This is a genomic window from Rathayibacter tanaceti (genome assembly GCF_001634385.1).
GTDB lineage: Bacteria > Actinomycetota > Actinomycetes > Actinomycetales > Microbacteriaceae > Rathayibacter > Rathayibacter tanaceti.
Genome location: NZ_LIIN01000011.1, coordinates 1 through 22,998, shown reverse-complemented (window position 1 = coordinate 22,998; position 22,998 = coordinate 1). Strand labels below are relative to the sequence as shown.

Genomic DNA, 22,998 nt, shown 5'->3' with positions numbered 1-22,998 from the left:
CATAGGCTGTATGCGGTTCGGTCGACGGCGCCTCACGAGGGCCCGGCTGCACCACGATCCAGACCCGGCGCCGCCCGCTCCGTGCGAGCGCTTCCGGGGTGCGACCGCGACGACCTGGGAGGCGTTGTGACCGAATCCGGCACGCAGAGCGAAGGAACCGCGACGGTGGGTTCCCCCGAGCCCGCCACCGAGAGCGCAGAGCCGCAGCCCTCGTCGCCGGTGGAGCAGGAGTTCCCCGAGAAGGTCACGCTCACCTTCGGCGATCGGACCGCGGACTTCCCGGTCCTGCGCAGCGTGGACGGCTCGTCGAGCATCGACTTCTCGACCCTGTCGAAGCAGACCGGGTTCATGTCGCTCGACTACGGCTTCGTGAACACCGCGGCGACGAAGTCGCAGATCACGTACATCGACGGTGATCAGGGGATCCTCCGCTACCGCGGCTACCCGATCGAGGAGGTCGCCACCAGCGCGACGTACCTCGAGGTGGCGTGGCTGTTGATCTACGGCGAGCTGCCGACCGCCGACGAGCTCGCCGGCTTCGACGAGAGCATCCGCCGGCACACTCTCCTGCACGAGGACCTCAAGCGCTTCTTCGACGCTCTTCCGCACAGCGCGCACCCGATGTCGGTCCTCTCGGCCGGGGTCTCGGCTCTCTCGACCTACTACGAGGACAGCTCCAACCCGAAGGATCCGGAGGCGGTCGAGCTGACCACCATCCGTCTCCTCGCGAAGCTGCCGGTGATGGCCGCGTACGCGCACAAGAAGAGCATCGGCCAGGCGTTCCTCTACCCGGACAACTCGCTGAGCTTCGTCGACAACTTCCTGCGGCTGAACTTCGGCACCCTGGCCGAGAAGTACGAGGTCGATCCGGTCCTCTCGAAAGCGCTCGACCGCCTGCTGATCCTGCACGAGGACCACGAGCAGAACGCGTCGACCTCGACCGTCCGCCTCGTCGGCTCCACCGAGGCGAACCTCTACGCCTCCGTGTCTGCCGGCATCAACGCTCTCTTCGGCCCGCTGCACGGCGGGGCCAACGAGGCCGTGCTCACGATGCTCGGCCGCATCCGCGAGTCGGGCGAGAGCGTGTCGACCTTCGTCGAGCGGGTGAAGAACAAGGAGGAGGGCGTGCGTCTGATGGGCTTCGGCCACCGGGTCTACAAGAACTACGACCCGCGCGCCAAGCTGGTCAAGGAGAGCGCCTCCGAGGTGCTGCAGGCGCTCGGCGTCAAGGATCCGCTTCTCGACATCGCGATGGAGCTCGAGGCCCTGGCGCTCGAGGACGACTACTTCAAGGAGCGTCGCCTCTATCCCAACGTCGACTTCTACACCGGAGTGATCTACAAGGCGATGGGCTTCCCGCCCCGGATGTTCACCGTGCTCTTCGCGATCGGCCGCCTCCCGGGTTGGATCGCCCACTGGCGCGAGATGAACACCGACAAGCAGACCAAGATCGGCCGACCCCAGCAGCTCTACATCGGCTCGCCCGAGCGCCACTGGCCTTCCGGCCGCTGACCGTATCGCTCGAGGGAATCCCGACCTGCGAGGGAGCGAGCAGCCGCCGGTTCCCTCGCCGGTCCGCGGCCCTTCGAGCGCGAGGGCCGGCCGGTCAGGCGTGCAGCGCCGCGTTGAGTTCGGCGCCCGCGCGTGCGGGGGAGCACCTCGACGGCGCCGGTGAGGGAGTTGCGGCGGAACAGCATGTTCGGCACGCCCGAGAGCTGTGCGGCCTTCGCGGTCCGCGGTCGGCCGTCGGGCAGCGGTGCCGAGCCGATCAGCACGACCTTGGTGCCCGCGGTGATGTAGAGGCCGGCCTCGACGACCGTGTCGTCCCCGATCGAGATGCCGATGCCGGAGTTGGCGCCGAGCAGCGCCCGAGCGCCGACCGAGATTCGCTGGACGCCTCCGCCGGAGAGGGTGCCCATGATCGAGGCCCCGCCCCCGACGTCCGACCCGTCGCCGACGACGACGCCCTGTGAGATCCGCCCCTCGACCATCGAGCTGCCGAGCGTGCCCGCGTTGAAGTTGACGAAGCCCTCGTGCATGACCGTGGTGCCAGGGGCGAGGTGCGCGCCGAGCCGCACGCGCGACGTGTCGGCGATGCGCACCTTCTCGGGGGTCACGTAGTCGGTGAGTCGGGGGAACTTGTCGATGCCGGTCGCCTGGATCCCGTGGCGACGGAGCGAAGGACGTAGGCGGGTGAACGACTCGGGCGAGACGGGGCCCGCATTGGTCCAGACCACGGTGGGCAGGTGCGCGAAGACGCCGTCAAGGTTCACGTCGTTCGGTCGCACGAGCAGGTGCGAGAGCAGGTGCAGGCGCAGGTAGGCGTCGGAGGTGGAGGCGGGCGGCGCCTGGATGTCGATCTGGAGCGTCACGACATCGATGCGGACCTCGCGCCGGGGGTCCTCGCCGGCCTGCTCCTCGAACTCGGCGGGCACGATCCACGGGTCGCGTCCGGCTGGGATCGCACCGAGCCGCGGCTCCGGGAACCAGGTGTCGAGGACGGTGTCGTCGGCGGCGATCGTGGCGAGCCCGTAGCCCCAGGCGGAGGCGGGCGAGGCGGAGTCTGCGGAGTGCTCGGGCGTCATGCGACCCAGGGTAGCGCGGAGGGTGCTGCCGCTACCCTGGTGCCCATGGCCGACCAGACCACCGCCCCTCCGCTCGATCTGCGCACCGATCCGGTCGCCCTCACCCGGGTGCTCTGCGACATCCCGTCCGTCTCGGGGGACGAGCTCGAGATCGCCGACGCCGTACAGCGGGCGCTTGAGCAGTACGGCCACCTCGAGGTCATCCGCGATGGGCACACCGTCGTCGCGAGGACGAACGTCGGGCGAGCACAGCGGGTCGTGATCGCCGGCCACCTCGACACGGTGCCGATCAACGACAACCTCCCTGTCGTCGCCCGGGCGATTGACGGTGTCGACCACCTCGTCGGCCGCGGCACCGTCGACATGAAGGCCGGAGTCGCCGTGCAGCTCGTGCTCGCGGCGGAGCTCGTCGAGCCCGCCGTCGACATCACCTGGATGTGGTATGACAACGAGGAGGTCGCCTCCGATCTGAACGGCCTCGGCCGTCTCTCGCGTCGCCGGCCGGACCTCTTCACCGCCGACTTCGCTCTGCTCGGCGAGCCGACCGGCGGCACCGTGGAGGGCGGCTGCAACGGGACCCTGCGGGTCGAGGTGTTCACCCGGGGCGTGCGCGCCCACTCCGCCCGCAGCTGGGTCGGCGAGAACGCCGTCCACGCGGCAGCGCCGGTGCTCGCGCGGCTCGCCGCCTACGAACCGCGCTCGGTCGAGGTCGAGGGCCTGGTCTACCGAGAGGGGGTGAACGCCGTGAGCATCGTCGGCGGAGTCGCGGGCAACGTCATCCCCGATCTCTGCACCGTGCAGGTGAACTACCGCTTCGCGCCCGACCGCACCGGAGAGGAGGCGATCGCCCACCTCCGCGAGCTCTTCGAGGGCTTCGAGGTCGAGGTCGCCGATCTCGCCGAGGGCGCTCGGCCCGGTCTCGACGCCCCGCTCGCGCAGGCGTTCCTGGCCGCCGTCGAGGCGGAGGCACGACCCAAGTACGGCTGGACGGACGTCGCGCGCTTCTCGGCGATGGGCATCCCCGCCGTCAACTACGGACCGGGAGACCCCCTCCGCGCCCACGCTGACGACGAACGGGTGGCGGTGCGCGAGATCACGGCCTGCGCAGAAGGCCTGCGCCGATGGCTGACGGCGGCCCCGTGAGCACGATGATCACGCCCGCGCCGGTCCGGTCCCGCCTGCGCTCGGTGCCGTGGTGGGCCGGGGTGCTCGCCGTGTACCTCGCGACCCGGGTCGTCACGACCGTCATCCTCCTCCGTTTCGCGTCGATGCAGGAGGCGAACCCGTGGACCGGCCCGTCGCCCTCCTACTCCGCCTTCGCGTCGATGTGGGACGCGCGCTGGTACGAGATCATCGCGGCGAGCGGCTATCCCTCCGTACTCCCGATCACCGAGACGGGCCACGTCGGAGAGAACGCCTGGGCGTTCATGCCGCTCTACCCGGCCGTCGTGAAGGCCGTCATGGCTCTCACCGGCCTCGCCTGGGCGCCGGCCGCTGTCACCGTCTCGGTGATCTGCGGAGCGGTCGCCTGCCTCGTGCTCTACCGCCTCCTCCGGCACTCGCTCAGCGAGTCGCAGTCGCTCGCCGCCGTACTGCTCTTCTGCGTGGCGCCGACCTCTCCTCTGCTCCAGCTCGCGTACGCCGAGTCGATGGCGATGATGCTGACCACGATCATGCTGCTGCTCCTGGTGCGTCGCCGCTGGGTCGCGGTGGTGCCGGTCGTGCTTCTGCTGGGGCTGACGCGGCCGAGCGGACTCGCCGTCGCCGCCGCCTCCGGTCTGTACGTCGTCTACCGGATCGTGCGCCGTGCGAAGGAGCCGTTCCCCCGGGCGCAGTGGCTGCCCGCGGTCGGCCTCACGCTGTGGGGCCTGGTCGTCGGGTTCCTCTGGCCCGCGATCGCCTGGGTCGTGACGGGATCGGTGACCGCGTACACCGACACGGAGCTGGCCTGGCGCTCGGTCTACATCGGCTACCAGGAGCTCCTGCCGTTGACTCCGTGGTTCCAGGGCGGATCGTGGTGGGGCTCCTGGTGGTTCCAGGCGCCTGCGGTCGGCATCCTGCTGGTGGTCCTGCTGGTCGTGGTCTTCGTGGCCGCGCTCGCGGCGCCGTGGACGCGGAGGCTCGACGTCTTCAGCCGTGCCTGGATCGCCGGCTACGGGCTGTACCTGTTCGCGTTCTTCTTCCCGCAGTCGAGCACGTTCCGACTGCTCGGGCCGATGTTCCCGCTCGTCGGGGCACTCGCGGTCCCGCGGTCGCCCGTGTTCCGCGTGCTGCTGGTGCTGCTCGGCATCGGCGGTCAGATCGCCTGGATCTCGCTCTGCTGGTCCGTGACCAGCGGCGACTGGACTCCGCCGTGATCCCGGCCCGGCTCTCGATGGGCGCGACGGTTCGGAACACCCGCGCGGATGCACGATAATAGAGGGATTCGTCACGAAAGGGGAACTCTATGGCGGCCATGAAGCCGAGGACCGGAGACGGACCGATGGAGGCTGTTAAGGAGGGCCGACTCATCGTCGTGCGCGTTCCGCTCGAAGGAGGCGGACGCCTCGTCGTCTCGGTCAACGATGCAGAGGCGAAAGAGCTGCACGACGCGCTCGCGTCGGTGGTGTCTCCCGCCTGATCCGCACCGTCGAGAACGCCCGTCGCACACCGTGCGGCGGGCGTTCCCTCGTCGACGGGTGCAGCGAGCCGGTCTCCGGTCGCTCAGGCGCGGCGCTTGTTGGCCTGGAGCAGACCGTCGCCGATTGGCGACAGCACGCTGACCACGGCGGGGGATCCGCAGATCTCGGCCACGAGCGTGCGGAAGGCGGTCGCGATCTCGTCGCGCTGCGCCGGGTTGGCCACGCGCCCACGCCACAGCGCGTGCGGGACGAGCACGGTGCCGCCCGGCCGGACGAGGCGCAGGGCGTGCTCGACGTTCTCGATCACTTGCAGCGGGTCGCCGTCGACGAACACGATGTCGTACGAGTTCTCGTTCATCCGAGGCAGCACCTCGAGGGCGCGCCCCGGGATGAGGCGGAGGCGGTTGGGGGAGACGCCGGCCTCGTGGAACTGGGTGCGCGCGTGCTGCTGATGCACCGCCTCCGAATCGATGGAGGTGAGCATCGCCTCGGGAGCGCCGTCCAGAAGCCAGAGGCCGCTGACGCCGGTGCCGGTGCCGATCTCGATGATGGAGGTGGCGCGCGCGGCCGCCGCGACCAGTGCGGACTGCGCGCCGATCGAGGGGGAGACCGCGTCGATGCCCAGCTCGACCGAGAGCCGGCGGGCCGAGGCGATGCCCTCGGACTCGACGATCGCGTCCTCGGCGTACTTCCAGTTGGCATCCTTGTCGGACACGGGTGGGCTCCTCTGATCGGTGCGCCGGACGGGTCGCGCCCGGGCACCGTCAGGCTACGGTGGCGCGCGCGCTCCGCGGGGGAGGCGCGGCGGGTTAGTGTTGTCCTCGTGTTCGGTTTGACGTTCGACAAGCTCCTCATCATCGGAGTGATCGCGGTCTTCGTGCTGGGTCCGGATCGTCTTCCGTACTACGCCTCGCAGCTCGGCCAGCTGGTGCGCAAGATGCGCGGGTTCGCCACCCAGGCGCGCGAGCGCGTCAAGGACGAAATGGGCGAGGAGTTCAACGAGGTCGACTGGCGCAAGCTCGACCCGCGGCAGTACGACCCTCGTCGGATCATCCGCGACGCCCTCCTCGACGACGACGATCCGACTCCGACCGTGAAGCCGCCGACCGCCGTCGCTGCACCGGTGGTCGCGGGAGGCACCGGCTCCGCCCAGGACAGCTACTACACGACGATGCAGCGCTCCGTCGGCACGGGGACCCTCTCGAGTGTCGCGCCGCCGCCGATCGACTCCGAGGCCACCTGAGCGGCAGCACGTCCCCGCGCGTGGACGCGCGTCTCAGTCGACCGCGATCGGCAGCCGTCGGCCGGTGAGGCCCCGGGGGCGTGCCGCCAGCGTGTGCGCCAGCGCGTCGATCGCCTTGGCGGCGGGATCCTCCGGGTCGCCGACGACGACCGGAACGCCCGCGTCGCCTCCCTCCCTCAGCGCGACGCTGATCGGCAGAGATCCCAGGAGAGGGACCGCGTCGCCGGAGGCGCTCAGACGACGGGCGACCTCTGCGCCACCACCGCTGCCGAAGAGCTCGAGCACCGAGCCGTCCGGCTGCGGAAGGCCGGACATGTTCTCGACGACTCCGATGATGCGCTGACCCGACTGCCGGGCGAGGGCGCCGCTGCGCTCGGCCACGTCGGCGGCGGCCGGCTGCGGAGTGGTCACGATCAGCACCTCCGCATGGGGGAGGAGCTGACCGATCGAGATCGCCACGTCTCCCGTTCCCGGTGGCAGATCGAGCAGGAGCACATCGAGGTCGCCGAAGTAGACGTCGGTGAGGAACTGCGAGATGGTGCGGTGCAGCATCGGTCCGCGCCAGGACACGGCGGCTCCGCGGGTGTCGCCCTCCAGGAACATCCCGATCGAGATCACCTTCACGCCGTGGGCGACCGGGGGGAGCATCAGCTCGCCGACCCGGGTCGGTCCGGCCACGTGTCCCTCGTGCATCAGGCCGAGCAGCCCGGGTATGGAGAAGCCGTGCACGTCGGCGTCGACCAGGCCGACCGCGAGGCCGCGGCGCGCGAGGGCCACCGCAAGGTTGGCCGTCACCGTCGACTTCCCCACGCCGCCCTTGCCGCTGGTCACAGCGTAGACACGGGTGAGCGAGTCCGGACCGAACGGTATGCTGCGCCGGGCGCCTCTGAGGCGCTCCGTCAGAGCCGTACGCTGCGCAGGTGTCATGACGCCGACCGCGACATCGACGGCCGTGACTCCGGCCACCGCAGCGCTCGCCTCGCGGACGTCGCGCTCGATGGCGGAGGCCGCGGGGCAGCCCGTGATCGTGAGTCGGATCGCGACCCGCACCGCGCCGTCCGCGCGCCGCCACCGACTCGACCATGTCGAGTTCGGTGATCGGCCGGCGGATCTCGGGGTCGGCGACGCCTCCGAGGGCCGTCAGGACCGCGTGCTCGAGAGCAGTCGGCTCAGGCATCGCTGCGCTCGGACGTCGCGGTCCGGTCCTTCTCGAGCTCTTCGAGCAGGCCGCGCAGCTCCGAGCGGATGAAGTCCTTGCTGGCCATGTCGCGGATCGCGAGGCGGAGCGCCACGACCTCGCGTGCCAGATACTCGGTATCGGCCAGGTTGCGCTCGGCGCGCTGGCGGTCCTGCTCGATCTGCACGCGGTCGCGGTCGTCCTGGCGGTTCTGCGCGAGCAGGAGCAGCGGAGCCGCGTAGGACGCCTGCAGCGACAGGATCAGGGTCAGCACCGTGAAGCCGAGGGCCTGCGAATCGAAGCGCGCGTCCTCGGGGCCGTAGGTGTTGAACATCAGCCAGAAGACGCAGAAGATCGTCATTCCGACCAGGAACCACGGGGTGCCCATGCCGCGCGCGAACGACTCCGTCAGACGGCCGAAGCGATCGCTGCTCGGCCGGCCGCGCCGCGAGAGCACCCGGGTGCGCAACCCCTTCGGGGCGTCGAGCCGCCGATCCTGCTTGCTGTCCCTAGCCACGTGCACCCCTCCGTCCTCGTCGTGTCCTGCTCGTCGCCGGCGCGGGCGGCACGAGCGGGATTCCCTGCGTCGCCGTGGTGACCGGCTTCCGCGGTTCGTCGTCGTCGCCGTGGCTGCGCCAGTCGTCGGGGAGGAGATAGTCGAGCACGTCGTCGATCGTGACGACCCCCACGAGGCGGTGGGAGGCGTCCACCACGGGCACCGAGACGAGGTTGTAGCTCGCCAGGATCCGGGCGACTTCGGCCGCGGACGTCTCCGGAGTGATCGGGTCCATGCTCTGATCCAGCAGCGTGCCGAGCCGCTCGTGCGGGGGATAGCGGAGCATCCGCTGGAAGTGGACCATGCCGAGGAAGCGTCCGGTCGGCGGCTCGTAGGGCGGTAGCGTGACGCAGACCGCCGCGCCCAGGGCGGGGGCGAGCTCGTGGCGCCGGATGAGGGCGAGGCCCTCGGCGACCGTCGCCTCGGAGGAGACGATGATCGGCTCGGTCGTCATCAGGCCGCCCGCGGACTCAGGGGCGTAGCTGAGGAGCATGCGGACGTCGTCCGCCTCCTCCGGCTCCATCAGTTCGAGAAGCGCCTCGCCGCGCTCCTCGGAGAGCTGCGCGATGAGGTCGGCGGCGTCGTCGGGCTGCATCTGGTCGAGGACGTCGGCCGCACGGTCGTCGTCCAGCTGTCCGAGAATCTCGACCTGTTCGCTCTCGGGCATCTCCTCGAGGACGTCCGCGAGGCGGTCGTCGGAGAGTTCGCCGGCCACCTCGAGCATCCGCTGCTGCGGGAGATCGAGGAGCGTGCTGGCGAGGTCGGCGGGCTTGAGCTCGGAGAGGCTCGCGACGTACTGCTCCGCCGACTGCGCCTCAGTCGAGACGCTCTCGCGCACCTCGCGCCAACCGGCGAACGCGGTGGCGCCCTTGGCGAAGGGGGAGGGACTCGTCTTGGGTCGGCGGACGAAGAGCTGCGCGAGCTCCCATTCACCGGGTGCCGCCTCCTCGATCGCGACGTCCTCGACAGTGGCGTCGCCCGAGCCGTCGACGAAGCTGACCCGGCGGCCGAGCAGCTCCGCGATCACCCGGACTTCGCCACCGCGCTGTTCGAAGCGGCGCACGTTGATCAGCCCGGTGGTGATGATCTGGCCGCTGCCGATGCTGGTGACGCGGCCGATCGACACGAACACCCGCCTCCGCCCGGGGATCTCGACGACGAGTCCTACGACGCGGGGCGCGTCGTTCTGCCGGTAGACCAGGAGCACGTCGCGGACCTTGCCGACACGATCGCCGGCGGGGTCGAAGACACTGCATCCGGCCAAGCGCGCGACGAAGACTCTGGCGGAACTCACGGCTACAAACCTAGACCCGCACGACCGGGTGGACGCCGAGCCTTCTCGGTTCGTCCTCGGCCTGCTCCCCAGATCCGTCCAGAATCCTTCAAGTCTGCTGTGCCACCCTGAACGGGTGACTCAGCAGACGCCGTTCAACGGCCGAGGTCCGGCCTTCCCGACCATCCCCCGCGGGGAGATCCTCGCGACGTTCGAGACCTACCAGGAGGCCCAGGCCGCCGTCGACGTCCTCGCCCGCGCGGACTTCCCGGTGAGGCAGTTGGCGATCATCGGGAACGAGCTCAAAAGCGTCGAGCGCGTGACCGGCAAGCTCACCTGGGGCCGTGTTGCGCTCGCGGGAGCTGCCTCCGGTGCGTGGCTCGGAGTGTTCCTCGGCCTGCTGCTCATCATCTTCTCCCCGACGACCGAGTTCTCGTTCCTTGTCGCTGCCGTGCTCCTCGGAGCGGGCTTCGGGATGCTCTTCGGTCTCGCCTCCTATGCCGTGAACCGCCGCCGTCGCGACTTCACCTCGACCATGCAGGTGATCGCGACGAGCTACTCCGTGCTCGTCGACCCCGAGGTCGTGAACCGGGCCCGCACGCTGCTCGACGGCCGCGGAGCAGCGGCGGAGGCTCCTCAGGCGCTGTGGTCGCCGCCGCCGGCGACGGGCGAGCCGCAGCCCGTCCGCCCCGAGGACGACCAGCGCTGACGCCGTCACCCAGGCCCCCGGTCCGCCGGGGGCCTTCGTCGTTCCCCGACCTGGCCCGCGCCTCAGGCCGAGCCGACCGGCGGAAGGACGATGTCCACCGCCAGACCGCGGGGAGAGCGGTTCGCGAGGGTGACGGTGCCGCCCGCCGAGACGACCGTGGTGTGCACCAGGGCCAGACCCAGCCCGCTGCCGCCGGAGGCGAGGGCCCGGGAGTCGTCCGGGCGCGAGAAGCGGTCGAAGGCGACCGGGATGAACGCGGCGGGCATGCCCGGTCCGTCGTCCGAGACGCTCAGCAGGAGTCGCCCGTCCTGCTGGCTCAGCGCGGCCACGATCATCCCTCCACCCCGCAGGGCCTGGATCGCGTTGCGGACGAGGTTGTCGATGACACGGCCGAAGTCCTGAGCGGCCACCGCGTACAGGCGCGCCGGCTCCCGCTCGTCGATCTCGTAGTCGATCTCGACCCCCGATTCGGAGGCGAGCAGGCGGGTGCGGTCGACGGCGCCGACCAGCTCGTCCACCAGCTCCGAGAAAGGGGCGGTCGGCCGCACTGTGCGGCTCTCGATGCGCGAGATGTCCAGTAGCGCGGAGGCGAGCCGGACGAGCCGGTCGACGCTCTTCTGCGCGTCCAGGATCACGCGGTCCACCGCGGCGGAGTCGTCGACCCGGTGGTGCGCGATCTCGAGTTGCGCCGAGAGTGCGGCGAGCGGCGTCCGCAGCTCGTGGCTGGCGTCCGACACCATCTGCTTCTCGCGAGCGAGCGACGCGGTCTGCTTGGTCAGGAACGCGTTGAGCGTCACCGCCAGCTCGTCGATCTCGTCACGGGTCCCGACGACGGGGAGCTGATCACCCTGCCCGGGATCGGCGGCAATCTGGTCCGCGCGGGCGCGCATCCGCCGCACGGGGGCGAGGGCCGCGCCGGTCAGGATCCACGAGGCCAGGCCGAAGGTGACGACGAGGAAGATCGCGGCGTAGACCAGGACATGCGCGAAGTCGTCAAGCACGAGCTGCGACGCGGCCTGATCGCGCGCGGAGGCGACCTGCCAGACCCCCTGGGCGCTCTCGACCGCACTGATCCGCACGAGGTAGCGGGTGTCCGGTGTCGTCACCTCGATGAATCGCACGGACGCACCCGCCGGCTCCTCCGTCAGGGCAGTGCGCACCCTGTCGGCCAGCCGCGAGGGCATGGTCGATGTGCTGACTGCGCCGTCAGGCGCCAGCGCGAGGAACAGCTGGCCGGTCGAGGGCCCCCGGTTCTGCGGCACGTTGCCCACCGAGATGTCGCGGCGGACCTCGTCCTCAATCGACATCAGGATGGTGCGCTCGCTGCGGTCGACGATCCCGGAGACGACCTGGTGGAAGAGGACCGCGGAGAGCGCGAAGAGCACGGTGGCCACCGCGACGGTTCCGACGGTGATCCTCGCGCGGATCGACAGCGCGCCGGAGCGACGGCGTGCGGTACTCGCCTCCGTCACGGGCTACTCGACCGGGCGGAGGAAGTAGCCCTTGCCGCGCACGGTCACGATGCTGACGCCGGTGTCCTCCGTCGGCAGCTTCTTGCGGAGGTAGCTGACGTACTGGTCGACGATGTTGTTGTCGACGATCTCGCCTCCGCCCCAGATCTCGGCGAGGATCCGCTGGCGCGTGACGACGGAACCGACGGGGGAGATCAGCAGCTTGAGGAGCTCGAGCTCTTTGGGGCTGACGTGGATGCGCGAGCCGTCGGCGGTGCGGCGGATGCTCGAGCCGTCGACGGTGATCCTCCCGACATCGATCGATGTCGACATCAGGGAGGGGCTGCGGCGCAGTAGGGCGCGGAGGCGGGCGTTGAGCTCGGTGAACGCGAACGGCTTGGTGAGGTAGTCGTCGGCACCGGCGTCGAGTCCGAACACGCGGTCCTCGATCGCGTCGCGCGCGGTGAGCAGCATGATCGGCGTGGGTCGCCCCAGTTCACGGATCCGTCGGCAGATCTCGAAGCCGGACATGGCGGGGAGCATCACGTCGACGATGGCCGCCGAGAACTCGGCGTTGGTGAACGCGACGAGCGCGTCGATGCCGTTCGTGGTCAGCACGGCCTCGTAGCCGGCGTCTTCGAGTCCGTCGACGAGGGCCTCGCCCATGGCTGGATCGTCTTCGACGACAAGGATTTTCACGCGCTCACCCTACGGCTCGGTTCTCAGGATCACAGACGTGGACGCCGCGTGTCCGGTGCGATGGTTCACAGGAGACCGGCGCCGGCGGTAGGCGCGGAGCGGATCCGCGGGCCCGACCCCTCCGATCGTGGGTCGGCGCCGAAGAGAAGAGGAAGTGGCCGAGCGGTGGCGGGACCTGCGCTAACCGTGGCGCTCTTCTTCTCTCCTTCTCCTCGGAAGCCCGACGACACTGTTCGCGCTGTTCACTTCACCGTCACCCGGGGGCGGCACACCACATGTTCTCGTTCCTCTCGATCTGGGTGCGTCTCGCCCTCTCGGTCGTCCTGTGGATCGTCCTGCTCCCCGTCATGCTTCTGCTGCTCCCGTTCCGCACCGACCGGTGTCGTCCGCGCTCGGTGCCGCGGAGCGAGCGGATGAGACCCGGCGTGGCCGCGATCGATCCTCTGCCGCACCCCAGCGCGTCCTGACCCAGCTCGATCCCGTCGGGTGCGCTCGTGCGGAGCGCCACCTGTGGCGCCGTCGCTCACCGGGCCGGCCGCGCACACGGTTCGCCCATGCCGAATCCTCGGCATCCGTGAGCGCTCGCGCGTCAACCCCGTCGTGATCTCTCAGGCTGCTGGCCTAGCGTTCCTCCGTATGGTTACCCGACCGGAAGAACAGCGGATACAGCCCTCCACAATCGTCGCCGACCCGATCCACCTCGACGCAAGCAGCGGAGCGGCGGCGACCATCCGCGTCACGCCAACCGTCGTCGTGTCCTCTGTGGTCGCACCGCCTCCACGGGGGGTCCTCTCGCGGATCCTGGGTCGTGGTCGCTGCGAGGCCTGCGGGACAGCGACCGCCCGACGGCGCGACACCTTCTGCTCGGCGGCCTGCGCGAGCACCTTCCACCTGTACGAGTGAGAGCGGGCCGGCGCCGACCAGCGCGACGGCATCGCTGAGCGACGACGGCCCGGGAACCCTGATCCCGGGCCGTCGTCGTGTCCGCGCCGACCGACGGGAGCATGGGCACCGCTGCACCGTGCGTCACGGCGCAGGATGCCTCACTCTGAGGAGGGCCTCCGGCTCGGGCGACCGGCCGCGAGGAGTGGTGCCCCCAGTAGGATTCGAACCTACGCCCCTGCCTCCGGAGGGCAGTGCTCTATCCCCTGAGCTATGGGGGCCAGGAGTGCCTGACCACATTAGCACCCGGTCGGGCGGGCCCCGACCCCGAGGAGCGCGCCCCGCGCGTGCCACGATGGAGGCATGCTGCGCACTGTCTCCGCCTCGCTGGACCTGCGTCTGGACGGTCCGACGGACCTCGTCCTGCTGATCGCGGCGACGCCGACCGGCGACTCCTTCGACGACTCCCTCGCGGTGCGCCTCAACGGCGAGCCGCTGCCCGTGCGCGAGTTCCCCGGGCGGCACGGAGCCCGGATCCACCGCGCGGCAGGCGCCCAGGGAGCGCTACGGGTCGAGTACACGGCGCGCGTCGCCGGACACGGAGCTCCCGACGAGCCGAGCGAGCTGGAGCTGGTCGAGTACCTGCGTCCCAGCCGGTACGCGGAGGCGGACCTGCTCGGCGGGATCGCTCGCCGCGAGTTCGGGCGGGCGAAGGGCTTCGAGGCGCTGACCGCGGTCGAGGAGTGGGTGCACGGCCGCCTCTCCTATGTCTACGGCTCGACGGTGGGCACCGGCGGGGCGGTGCAGGTGATCGAGAGCGGCGAGGGAGTCTGCCGCGACTTCGCGCACACCGCCACCGCGCTCCTGCGCGCGCTCGACATCCCCGCGCGGGTGAGCGCTGTCTACGCGCCCGCGCTCCGGCCGCGCGACTTCCACGCGGTGACGGAGGCGTGGGTGGGCGGGGCCTGGCACGTCATCGACGCGACGCGGCTCGCTCCGCGCGGGTCGATGCTCCGCATCGCGTCGGGGCGGGACACCGCCGACACGGCGTTCCTCAGCAGCTACCTCACCGACCTGTCGCTCACCGCGATGCGCGTCGAGGCCGAGTGCGACGAAGCGCTCGAGGACGACCACGTCTCACCGGTGCGCCTGGGCTGACGCCGGAGCTCAGCCGCCGAGAGCGGCGAGTGCCGCTCGCACCAGAGGCTCGGGGTCGCCGGGCTCGACGAAGGAGGCACTGGACGCCTCGACCCAGTACTCGCCGACGAACGCATCGGCGACTCCCCGACCGTCGGCCACCTGGTAATAGCCCTCGATCTGCGGCGGTCTGCCGTAGGTGGGCACGGCCTTGCTGGTGGTGAAGAACTCGTTCTTGAGGGCCTCGATGACGTCCGGATCCAGGTGCGCGACGGCGAGCTGGAGCTCGGCTCCCGATCCGTCGGACCAGCCGCAGAGCAGGCCGTCGTACTGGGCGATCTCGCGCGAGACATCGGTCGGCTCGACGTCGTCGGCGGGGGAGAAGCCGTTCCACAGGCCTTCGAGTGCGGAGGCGGGCACCAGCTGCTCGCACGAGAGCGGGATCGGCGTGCCGGTCACGGCACCGCTCGCGCTCGGCTCCGGCGCGGCGGACGGGGCGCAGCCGGCGAGGAGCACCGCCGTGAGGCTGACGACGAGGAGGACGGCGGGACGGCGCATGCGAGGCACCCTAGCGGCTCCCTCCGGACCGGCCGCGCAGCGCCACGGGCAGGGGAGCGCGCAGCGCCACGACAGGGGAGAGGGGCGGACAGCGGCCGGTACAATCACTCCCCGTGACTCCTGAGCAACTCGCCGCCTCCCTGCACGCCCTCGTCCTCGACGCCGTGCAGCGACGAGGCGGTGACGCGGGGGTCGACCTCTCGGACGTCGTGCTGGAGCGGCCGAGAACCGCGACCACGGCGACTGGGCCTCGAACATCGCGATGAAGCTCGCGAAGAAGGTCGGCGCGAACCCGCGCGAGCTCGCGGCCGAACTGGCCGAAGGGCTGGGCGCGGTCGAGGGGGTCGCCACGGTCGAGGTGGCCGGGCCGGGGTTCCTCAACGTCCGGCTCGAGGCCGCGGCGGCGGGCGCCCTCGCCGGCGTCATCGTCTCGGCGGGCGAGTCCTACGGGACGGGCAGCGCGTACTCCGGCGTGCGGATGAACCTCGAGTTCGTCTCGGCGAACCCCACCGGACCGATCCACATCGGCGGCACCCGCTGGGCGGCGGTCGGCGACAGCCTCGCGCGGATGCTCATCTCGCAGGGCGCCGAGGTGACCCGCGAGTACTACTTCAACGACCACGGCGCGCAGATCGACCGCTACACGCGGAGCCTGCTCGCGGCGTACCGGGGCCAGCCCACGCCCGAGGACGGCTACGGCGGCGCCTACATCGCCGAGATCGCCGAGCGGGTGGTCGCCGCCTACCCGGGTGACCTCTCCGTGCTCCCCGATGCGGAGCTCGCCGAGACCTTCCGCTCGATCGGCGTCGAGCTGATGTTCGGCGAGATCAAGCAGAGCCTGCACGAGTTCGGCGTGGACTTCGACGTGTACTTCCACGAGAACTCGCTGCACGAGTCTCGTGCGGTGGAGCGTGCGATCGAGCGCCTGCGCGAGCTCGGTCACCTCTTCGAGGCGGACGGCGCGACGTGGTTGCGCACCACCTCCTTCGGCGACGACCGCGACCGGGTGGTCATCAAGAGCGACGGCGAGGCGGCGTACATCGCCGGCGACCTCGCCTACTACCTCGACAAGCGCGAGCGCGGCTTCGACCGGGCGATCATCATGCTGGGAGCCGACCACCACGGCTACATCGGCCGGATGATGGCGATGTGCGCCGCGTTCGGCGACACCCCGGGGGTGAACCTCGAGATCCTGATCGGTCAGCTGGTGAACCTCATCCGCGACGGCGAAGCGGTCCGGATGTCCAAGCGCGCCGGCACCGTGGTGACCATGGAGGACCTGGTCGAGGCCGTCGGAGTCGACGCGGCCCGCTACTCGCTGGTGCGCTCCTCCGCCGATTCCACCCTCGACATCGACCTCGACCTGCTGACCAAGCGCAGCAACGACAATCCCGTCTACTACGTGCAGTACGCCCACGCCCGCACCCGTCAGGTCGCGGCCAAAGCGGCGGCTTCGGGAGTACCGGCCGAGCCGTTCGCGCCCGAGACGCTCGTGCACCCGACGGAGTCGGCGCTGCTGGGCGGGCTCCAGGAGTTCCCGCGGATCGTGGCGCACGCCGCCGAGCTCCGCGAGCCGCATCGCGTCGCGCGCTACCTCGAGGAGATCGCGGGCCTCTACCACCGCTGGTACGACACCTGCCGCGTGGTGCCGCAGGGCGAGGACCCGGTCGAGGCCGTGCACTCGACCCGCCTCCGCCTCAACGAGGCGACCGGTCAGGTGCTGCGCAACGGTCTCTCGCTGCTCGGCGTCACCGCCCCGGACCGGATGTGAGCGAGGCCGTCGGGCCGCGGCGGCGGCGCAGGGGTGCCCGCGCCGCGCTCGTCGTCGCGATCGTCCTGGTGCTGGTGGTGATCGCCGCGGTCGTCGGCGACTCGGTCGCGCGCCGCGCGGTCGCCGATCGGGCCGCCGCGAGCCTCAGGGAGGCGCTCGCGCTGCCCGCCGATCACGCGGTCGACGTCGACGTGGCGGGCTGGGCGGTGCTGCCGCAGCTGCTGAGAGGCCGGCTGGACCGCCTCGACCTGCGCAGCTCCGACGCTCGTTCGGCGAACTCGACGGCGATGTGGCGGCGACCTCGTCGGAGTGCCCGTGAGCGGCGACGGAACCGTCGACTCCGGCACCGCGACGGTCGACATCGACGCCGCCTCCGTCTCGACGCTGGTGACGGAGCGCAGCACGGTGCCGGTGGATGACGTGACCCTCGACCCTCCGCTCGTGCGCGTGACGGCGTCGGTCGATGTGCTCGGCCTCAGCCTCGGGGCGGGAATCGGCCTCGGACTCGCGGCCGTCGACGGGGCGATCGAGCTGACGCCGCAGGAGGTCTCGGCGGCGGGGGCCACCTTCTCGGCGACGCAGTTCCGCGAGCGCTTCGGCGCTGTCTCGGGCGATCTGCTCGCACCGTCGACGGTCTGCATCGCCGACTCGGTGCCCCGCGGGCTGACGCTGACCGGCGTCGAGGTCGCCCGTGACTCCATGGACGCGACCTTCGCCCTCTCGCCGAGCTTCCTCAGCGATCCGGCCGAGCAGGAGACCGGCTCCTGCTCCTGATCGGGCGCGGCGGCCGCCGCGTCGCCCGGTAGGATCGGAGCCCTGTGCCCGCGTCGTCCGCGGGTCGAACACTGACATCGCTGGCTTCAGGGGTCAATCCGGACCCGCTCGCCCCGCAGTGACGCTCCCACTCTCTCCTGTGAGGTCTCACCCGTGGTCATCGACGCCGCCCGCGCTCCCCAGCATCCGCTCGCGCCCGACTGGCTGCGCACCCCCGACGATGCGAACGAGCTCGTCGAGGGGATCTGGTCGGACGGCGCCCGTCGTGACGCGGACGGTGTGCTCTGGGTCGCCGGAGTCGCCGCCACGGAGCTCGTGCGCCGGTACGGCACTCCTCTCTATGTGGTCGACGAGGCGGATGCCCGGCGCCGGGCCGTCGAGCTCCGCGACGTGTTCGCCCGCGAGCTCGCCCGCATCGGCACGGGCGTCACCGTCTACTACGCAGGAAAGGCGTTCCTGTCGACCGAGGTCGCCCGCTGGATGCGCGGCGAGGGCCTCAACCTCGACCTCTCCAGCGGCGGGGAGATGGCCGTCGCGCTCGCTGCGGGAATCGAGCCCGAACGCTTCGGCCTGCACGGCAACAACAAGTCGCTCGCCGAGATCGATCGTGCCGTCGAGGTCGGCGCGGGCACGATCGTGCTCGACAGTCTCCTCGAGATCGAGCGCGTCGCGGCCGCAGCCGAGCGGCACGGGCGGGTGCAGGCCGTCCGCCTCCGCGTGAACAGCGGCGTGCACGCGCACACCCACGAGTTCCTCGCCACCGCGCACGAGGACCAGAAGTTCGGCCTCGCGCTCGCCGACTGCCCGGCCGCCGTGGCGCGCATCCGCTCGTTCCCGTCGCTGCGCTTCCTCGGCCTGCACTGCCACATCGGCTCCCAGATCTTCGGGGCGGGCGGATTCGCGGAGTCCGCGTCGCGCCTGCTCGACGTGCACGCAGCCCTGCTCGCGGACGGCCCGGTGCCCGAGCTCAACCTCGGCGGCGGCTTCGGCATCGCGTACACGAGCGCCGACGATCCCACGCCGATCGCTGAGATCGCGGCGGCCGTCGCGGACGCGGTCGCTGAGCAGTGCGCGGTGCGCGGGATTCCGGTGCCGCACATCGCGATCGAGCCGGGGCGCTCGCTGATCGGGCCCGCCGGCCTGACCCTCTACGAGGTCGGCACCGTCAAGGATGTGGTGGTTGGCCCGGAGGGAGCGACGGCCGTGCGCCGCTACGTCAGCGTCGACGGCGGGATGAGCGACAACGCCCGCCCTGCGCTCTACGGAGCCGACTACACGGCGCTCCTCGCGAACCGCTCCTCCTCGGCCGAACCCGCGCTGGTGCGGGTCGCCGGCAAGCACTGCGAATCGGGCGACATCGTCGTGCACGACGACTTCCTGCCCGCCGACGTCGGGCCGGGCGATCTGCTCGCCGTCGCGGCGACCGGCGCCTACTGCTGGTCTCTCGCCAGCAACTACAACTACCTCGGCCGTCCCCCGGTCGTCGCCGTGCGCGACGGGCGCTCCCGCGTCCTCGTGCACGGCGAGACCGAGGAGGACCTCCTCCGCCGCGACGCCGGCATCGAACGAAAGGCGACCTCCCGATGATCGAGTACCGCAGCCTCCGCGTCGCCCTCCTGGGTGCCGGGTCCGTCGGTGCCCAGGTGGCCCGCCTCCTGCTCGACCACGGCGACGAGCTCGCGCAGCGCGTGGGGGCGCCGCTGGAGCTCGTCGGCGTGGCCGTGCGGAATCCGGACGCCCCGCGCACCGCCGACATCCCGAGGCACCTGCTGACCACCGACGCGGAGTCGCTGATCCTCGGCGCGACATCGTGGTCGAGCTGATGGGCGGTCTGGAGCCGGCCCGGAGCCACATCCTCGCGGCGATCTCGTCGGGCGCCGACGTGATCACCGCGAACAAGGCGCTCCTGGCCGCGCACGGGAACGAGCTCTTCGAGGCGGCGGACCAGGTCGGCGCGCAGCTCAACTACGAAGCGGCCGTCGCGGGCGCCATCCCGATCATCCGTCCGCTGCGCGACAGCCTCGCGGGCGATCGCGTCCACCGGATCCTCGGCATCGTGAACGGCACGACCAACTACATCCTCGACCGGATGGACACCGAGCACTCGAGCCTCGAGGAGGCGCTCGCCCGCGCCACCGAGCTCGGCTACGCCGAGGCGGACCCGACGGCGGACATCGAGGGCTACGACGCCGCGCAGAAGGCCGCGATCCTGGCGCGCCTGGCGTTCCACACCGACGTGCCGGTCACCCTCGTGCACCGCGAGGGGATCACCGGCATCACCACGGCTCAGGTCGACCAGGCCCGCGACTCCGGCTACGTGATCAAGCTGCTGGCGATCTGCGAGCGGCTGACCGACGCCAAGACGGGGGAGGAGGGCGTCTCGGCACGGGTCTACCCGGCGCTCGTGCACCGCTCGCACCCGCTCGCCGCCGTCCACGGCGCCAACAACGCGGTCTTCGTCGAGGCCGAGGCGGCCGGCGATCTGATGTTCTACGGAGCCGGTGCCGGCGGCGTCGAGACCGCCTCGGCGGTGCTGGGCGACGTGGTATCGGCCGCCAGGCGCCACGTCGTCGGTGGTCCCGGCCTGGTCACCAGCGCGAACTCCGGCCTGTCGGTCCTGCCGATCGGGCATGTCACGACCCGATACCAGGTCACCCTCGAGGTGCTCGATCGGCCGGGCGTGCTCGCGCAGATCGCGGGGGTGTTCGCCGACCACGGGGTCTCGGTCGAGACCCTGGTGCAGACTCCGCCGGACGCCGACCCGCTGGAGGAGACGACCGGTGCGGCGCGGCGCGAGCCGACCGCTACCCTGGTCCTCGGCACGCACGCCGCGGCGGAATCCGATCTGGCGGCCACCGTCACCGCCCTCCACTCCCATGGTTTCGTGGGCGCCGTGACGTCTGTTCTACGAGTTGAAGGAGCCTGAGATGGCCAAGCAGTGGCGCGGAGTCCTGCACGAGTACGCGGACCGCCTCGATGTGACGGAGGCGACCCCGGTCATCACGCTGGGCGAGGGCGGCACCCCGCTCATCCCCGCCGCGGCCCTCTCTGCGCGGACGGGCGCGAAGGTGTGGGTCAAGTACGAGGGCATGAACCCGACGGGATCCTTCAAGGACCGTGGCATGACCATGGCGATCTCGAAGGCCGTCGAGCACGGTGCGAAGGCTGTCATCTGCGCCTCGACCGGCAACACCTCGGCCTCGGCCGCCGCGTACGCGACCCACGCCGGCATCACCGCCGCCGTGTTGGTGCCCGAGGGCAAAATCGCTCTGGGCAAGCTCAGCCAGGCCATCGCGCACAACGCGCAGCTCCTGCAGGTGCAGGGCAATTTCGACGACTGCCTCGACATCGCCCGCGACCTCGCGAACAACTACCCGGTGCACCTGGTCAACTCGGTGAACCCCGACCGCATCGCCGGCCAGAAGACGGCGGCCTTCGAGGTCGTCGAGGTCCTGGGCGACGCGCCGGACCTCCACATCGTCCCGGTGGGCAACGCGGGGAACTACACCGCCTACTTCCGCGGCTACTCGGAGGAGCTGGAGCGCGGCGCCACGACGCGCCTCCCGCGCATGTTCGGCTTCCAGGCCGAGGGCTCCGCTCCGATCGTCCACGGCGCCCCGGTCCGCCACCCCGAGACGATCGCCAGCGCGATCCGGATCGCAACCCCGCCTCATGGGAGCTCGCTCTGAACGCACGCAGCGCCAGCGACGGCTACTTCGGCGCGATCAGCGACGAGAAGATCCTCGAGGCCTACCGCATCCTCGCCGGCGAGGTCGGCGTCTTCGTCGAGCCGGCGTCGGCGATCAGCGTCGCCGGGCTGCTCGAGCGTGCCGAGGCCGGGGCGATCCCGAAGGACGCCACAGTCGTGCTCACGGTCACCGGTCACGGCCTCAAGGACCCGCAGTGGGCGCTCCGTACCGCCGACGGCGCCGACATCACGCCGACCGTCGTGCCTGTCGACACGGCAGCGGTCGCGGACGTGCTGGGGCTGGCCGGCGCATGACCTCAGCGGTTCCCGTCGGCCGCACCGTCCACGTCAAGGTCCCCGCCACCTCGGCGAACCTGGGCCCCGGCTTCGACACGCTGGGCCTGGCGCTCTCGTTCTACGACGAGCTCGACGTGACCGCCGTCGCGGCGACGGGTGCCCGTGTGACGGTGCACGGCGTGGGCGAGGGCGAGGTGGCGACCGACGAGACGAACCTCGTCGTGCAGGCCGTCGCGTACACCTTCGCGGATCAGAGCCAGGAGATGCCCGGGATCGAGGTGATCGCGCGCAACATCATCCCGCACGGCCGCGGGATGGGCTCCTCCGGGGCGGCGATCGTCTCGGGGATCATGGCGGCGAAGGGGCTGCTCGAGGGGATCGTGGAACTCGACGCCGACGACCTGCTCCGCATCGCGACCGAGATGGAGGGGCACCCCGACAACGTGGCGCCCGCGCTCTTCGGCGGGCTGACCATCGCGTGGGTGGAGCCCCACGCCGATGCGGCCGCCGGCTCCCCGCTGCGCCCCCGCTCCAAGAAGCTGATGGTGCACCGCGGAGTCTCGCCGGTCGTCTTCGTCCCCGAGCACACCATGTCGACGCGCCTGGCGCGCTCGTTGCAGCCGCAGAGCGTGCCGCACGAGGACGCGGTCTTCAACGTCTCGCGCTCGTCGCTGCTGATCGCGGCGCTGATCCAGAGCCCGGAGCTGCTCTTCGCGGCGACAGAGGACAAGCTGCACCAGAACTACCGCGCGGCCGCGATGCCGCAGACCTCCGAACTCATCGCCCTCCTGCGCTCGCACGGCTACGCGGCCGTCGTCTCGGGCGCCGGGCCGAGCGTCCTGGTGCTGTGCAGCGACCCCGCGCAGCGGCTCGCGGCGGCCGACCTCGTCGCGACCGAGGCGCCCACGCCGTGGCGCGCGCACATGCTGGCCGTCGACTTCAAGGGTGCTACAGTGGGGACCGCATCCCTAGGAACCGCGTAACGAGCGGACTCTGTCCGACGGATCGTCCCGACAACCACGGCCATCCCATCGTGTGAAGGGCGCCCCTGCTTCTCCTGCAGACCGGCGCCTGGTCTCCGGGCCCTCGCTGCGCTCTCTGGCAGGAGGCGCCGGTGACCGAGAGCATCGCGTGGATCAGAACACGCGATGGCACCGCGCGGTCGATGAGCTCTCCCGGTGAGCAGTCGTTCCCGGGGGGAAGGAACCCTCTCCAGTGACAGATGTCAACACCCACGGCTCGACCGTGGATCTCACCGCCGATCTCTCGGCGCTCCGCGTCGCGGAGCTCCAGGCGCTCGCGACGCGCCTCGGCCTCGGCGGAGCTCCAAGCTCCGCAAGGGCGAGCTCGTCCAGGCGATCTCGGACCTCCGCGCCGGCGCTGCGGCCGACGCCGAGTCGATCGCTCCGGCGACCGCCGAGGACGTCGCCCCCGTCGTCGACGCCACCGTCGTCGAAGCGGAGCCGGCGGACGTGGCCGAGCAGGCGGCGCCCGCCCCCGAGGCGGCGGCCGAGCTGCCGACCGCCCTCGAGAGCACGGAGCCGACACGGCGACGTCCTCGAGCAGGCCGCACCGAC

General features: G+C 71.1%; 20 protein-coding genes, 1 tRNA gene and 5 pseudogenes. 17 read left to right on the top strand and 9 right to left on the bottom strand.

Annotated elements, in window-relative coordinates:
* The first annotated feature begins 219 nt into the window (after positions 1-219).
* Positions 220-1,512, top strand: a complete 1,293-nt coding sequence (locus tag ACH61_RS02770) for a citrate synthase (protein ID WP_068208353.1) — start codon at positions 220-222, stop codon at positions 1,510-1,512.
* 94 nt (positions 1,513-1,606) lie between these two features.
* On the opposite strand, the pseudogene dapD reads toward ACH61_RS02770, so the two are convergent.
* Positions 1,607-2,585: pseudogene (gene dapD / locus ACH61_RS02765) on the bottom strand (2,3,4,5-tetrahydropyridine-2,6-dicarboxylate N-succinyltransferase).
* Positions 2,586-2,630: 45 nt separating this feature from the next.
* On the opposite strand from dapD, the gene dapE reads away from it, so the two are divergent.
* The 3 genes from dapE (at position 2,631) to ACH61_RS02750 (ending at position 5,205) form a co-directional block, all read left to right on the top strand.
* Positions 2,631-3,728 carry a succinyl-diaminopimelate desuccinylase gene (gene dapE / locus ACH61_RS02760; protein WP_068208305.1) on the top strand — a complete coding sequence of 366 codons (1,098 nt, stop codon included), beginning with the start codon at positions 2,631-2,633 and terminating at the stop codon, positions 3,726-3,728.
* A complete protein-coding gene (locus ACH61_RS02755) occupies positions 3,707-4,942 on the top strand; it encodes a hypothetical protein (protein ID WP_068208302.1) in 1,236 nt (411 codons plus the stop codon). The genes dapE and ACH61_RS02755 overlap by 22 nt, the downstream gene beginning before the upstream one ends.
* 89 nt (positions 4,943-5,031) lie before the next feature.
* Positions 5,032-5,205, top strand: coding sequence for a DUF3117 domain-containing protein (locus ACH61_RS02750; RefSeq protein ID WP_068208299.1), 174 nt, complete (start codon positions 5,032-5,034; stop codon positions 5,203-5,205).
* Between the two features lie 83 nt (positions 5,206-5,288).
* On the opposite strand, the gene ACH61_RS02745 is transcribed toward ACH61_RS02750, so the two are convergent.
* Positions 5,289-5,921, bottom strand: coding sequence for an O-methyltransferase (locus tag ACH61_RS02745; RefSeq protein WP_068208296.1), 633 nt, complete (start codon positions 5,919-5,921; stop codon positions 5,289-5,291).
* A 108-nt stretch (positions 5,922-6,029) separates the two neighbouring features.
* Here ACH61_RS02745 and ACH61_RS02740 point away from each other — a divergent pair, with 108 nt between their 5' ends.
* On the top strand, positions 6,030-6,449 hold the full coding sequence (locus ACH61_RS02740; protein WP_068208293.1) for a twin-arginine translocase TatA/TatE family subunit: 420 nt from the start codon (positions 6,030-6,032) through the stop codon (positions 6,447-6,449).
* Between the two features lie 33 nt (positions 6,450-6,482).
* Here ACH61_RS02740 and ACH61_RS02735 read toward each other — a convergent pair.
* The 3 genes and pseudogenes from ACH61_RS02735 to ACH61_RS02725 form a co-directional block, all read right to left on the bottom strand.
* A pseudogene (locus ACH61_RS02735) lies at positions 6,483-7,626 on the bottom strand (Mrp/NBP35 family ATP-binding protein).
* On the bottom strand, positions 7,619-8,143 hold the full coding sequence (locus ACH61_RS02730) for a DUF1003 domain-containing protein (protein WP_068208350.1): 525 nt from the start codon (positions 8,141-8,143) through the stop codon (positions 7,619-7,621). Before ACH61_RS02730 ends, ACH61_RS02735 begins: the two are co-directional and overlap by 8 nt.
* On the bottom strand, positions 8,136-9,476 hold the full coding sequence (locus ACH61_RS02725; RefSeq protein ID WP_068208292.1) for a magnesium transporter MgtE N-terminal domain-containing protein: 1,341 nt from the start codon (positions 9,474-9,476) through the stop codon (positions 8,136-8,138). Before ACH61_RS02725 ends, ACH61_RS02730 begins: the two co-directional genes overlap by 8 nt.
* A gap of 115 nt (positions 9,477-9,591) precedes the next feature.
* Between ACH61_RS02725 and ACH61_RS02720 the strand changes: the two genes are divergently transcribed.
* Positions 9,592-10,164: a YflT domain-containing protein gene (locus tag ACH61_RS02720; protein WP_082844957.1), complete on the top strand. Its 573-nt coding sequence runs from the start codon at positions 9,592-9,594 to the stop codon at positions 10,162-10,164.
* Between the two features lie 62 nt (positions 10,165-10,226).
* Here the strand turns inward: ACH61_RS02720 and ACH61_RS02715 are convergent, their stop codons facing one another.
* Positions 10,227-11,636, bottom strand: coding sequence for a sensor histidine kinase (locus tag ACH61_RS02715; protein WP_082844956.1), 1,410 nt, complete (start codon positions 11,634-11,636; stop codon positions 10,227-10,229).
* Between the two features lie 3 nt (positions 11,637-11,639).
* Positions 11,640-12,314: a response regulator transcription factor gene (locus ACH61_RS02710; RefSeq protein ID WP_068208289.1), complete on the bottom strand. Its 675-nt coding sequence runs from the start codon at positions 12,312-12,314 to the stop codon at positions 11,640-11,642.
* 275 nt (positions 12,315-12,589) lie between these two features.
* Between ACH61_RS02710 and ACH61_RS02705 the strand changes: the two genes are divergently transcribed.
* Positions 12,590-12,781, top strand: a complete 192-nt coding sequence (locus ACH61_RS02705) for a hypothetical protein (protein ID WP_068208287.1) — start codon at positions 12,590-12,592, stop codon at positions 12,779-12,781.
* 169 nt (positions 12,782-12,950) lie between these two features.
* Positions 12,951-13,217: a hypothetical protein gene (locus ACH61_RS16705; protein WP_153038782.1), complete on the top strand. Its 267-nt coding sequence runs from the start codon at positions 12,951-12,953 to the stop codon at positions 13,215-13,217.
* A 185-nt stretch (positions 13,218-13,402) separates the two neighbouring features.
* Here ACH61_RS16705 and ACH61_RS02700 read toward each other — a convergent pair.
* Positions 13,403-13,477, bottom strand: a tRNA-Arg gene (locus ACH61_RS02700).
* A gap of 82 nt (positions 13,478-13,559) precedes the next feature.
* Here ACH61_RS02700 and ACH61_RS02695 point away from each other — a divergent pair.
* Positions 13,560-14,354 (top strand): transglutaminase-like domain-containing protein, encoded by a 795-nt coding sequence (locus ACH61_RS02695; protein WP_068208284.1) that lies wholly within the window; start codon positions 13,560-13,562, stop codon positions 14,352-14,354.
* 9 nt (positions 14,355-14,363) lie between these two features.
* Here the strand turns inward: ACH61_RS02695 and ACH61_RS02690 are convergent, their stop codons facing one another.
* A complete protein-coding gene (locus ACH61_RS02690) occupies positions 14,364-14,891 on the bottom strand; it encodes a hypothetical protein (protein ID WP_068208280.1) in 528 nt (175 codons plus the stop codon).
* A gap of 113 nt (positions 14,892-15,004) precedes the next feature.
* On the opposite strand from ACH61_RS02690, the pseudogene argS reads away from it, so the two are divergent.
* The 8 genes and pseudogenes from argS (at position 15,005) to thrB (ending at position 22,404) form a co-directional block, all read left to right on the top strand.
* A pseudogene (gene argS, locus ACH61_RS02685) lies at positions 15,005-16,662 on the top strand (arginine--tRNA ligase).
* A complete protein-coding gene (locus tag ACH61_RS17225; protein ID WP_068208277.1) occupies positions 16,659-17,081 on the top strand; it encodes an LmeA family phospholipid-binding protein in 423 nt (140 codons plus the stop codon). The pseudogene argS and the gene ACH61_RS17225 overlap by 4 nt, the downstream one beginning before the upstream one ends.
* Complete coding sequence (locus ACH61_RS02675; protein ID WP_153038781.1) at positions 16,978-17,436, top strand: hypothetical protein; 459 nt, start codon at positions 16,978-16,980, stop codon at positions 17,434-17,436. The genes ACH61_RS17225 and ACH61_RS02675 overlap by 104 nt, the downstream gene beginning before the upstream one ends.
* Before the next feature lie 153 nt (positions 17,437-17,589).
* Positions 17,590-19,023: a diaminopimelate decarboxylase gene (gene lysA / locus ACH61_RS02670; RefSeq protein WP_236713513.1), complete on the top strand. Its 1,434-nt coding sequence runs from the start codon at positions 17,590-17,592 to the stop codon at positions 19,021-19,023.
* Positions 19,020-19,259, top strand: coding sequence for a hypothetical protein (locus ACH61_RS18100; protein WP_236713512.1), 240 nt, complete (start codon positions 19,020-19,022; stop codon positions 19,257-19,259). The genes lysA and ACH61_RS18100 overlap by 4 nt, the downstream gene beginning before the upstream one ends.
* A pseudogene (locus ACH61_RS02665) lies at positions 19,232-20,362 on the top strand (homoserine dehydrogenase); the annotation flags it as partial. The gene ACH61_RS18100 and the pseudogene ACH61_RS02665, both read left to right, overlap by 28 nt.
* Position 20,363: 1 nt before the next feature.
* Positions 20,364-21,439: pseudogene (gene thrC / locus ACH61_RS02660) on the top strand (threonine synthase).
* Positions 21,436-22,404, top strand: a complete 969-nt coding sequence (thrB, locus tag ACH61_RS02655) for a homoserine kinase (RefSeq protein WP_068208271.1) — start codon at positions 21,436-21,438, stop codon at positions 22,402-22,404. Before thrC ends, thrB begins: the two are co-directional and overlap by 4 nt.
* Positions 22,405-22,998: the final 594 nt, after the last annotated feature.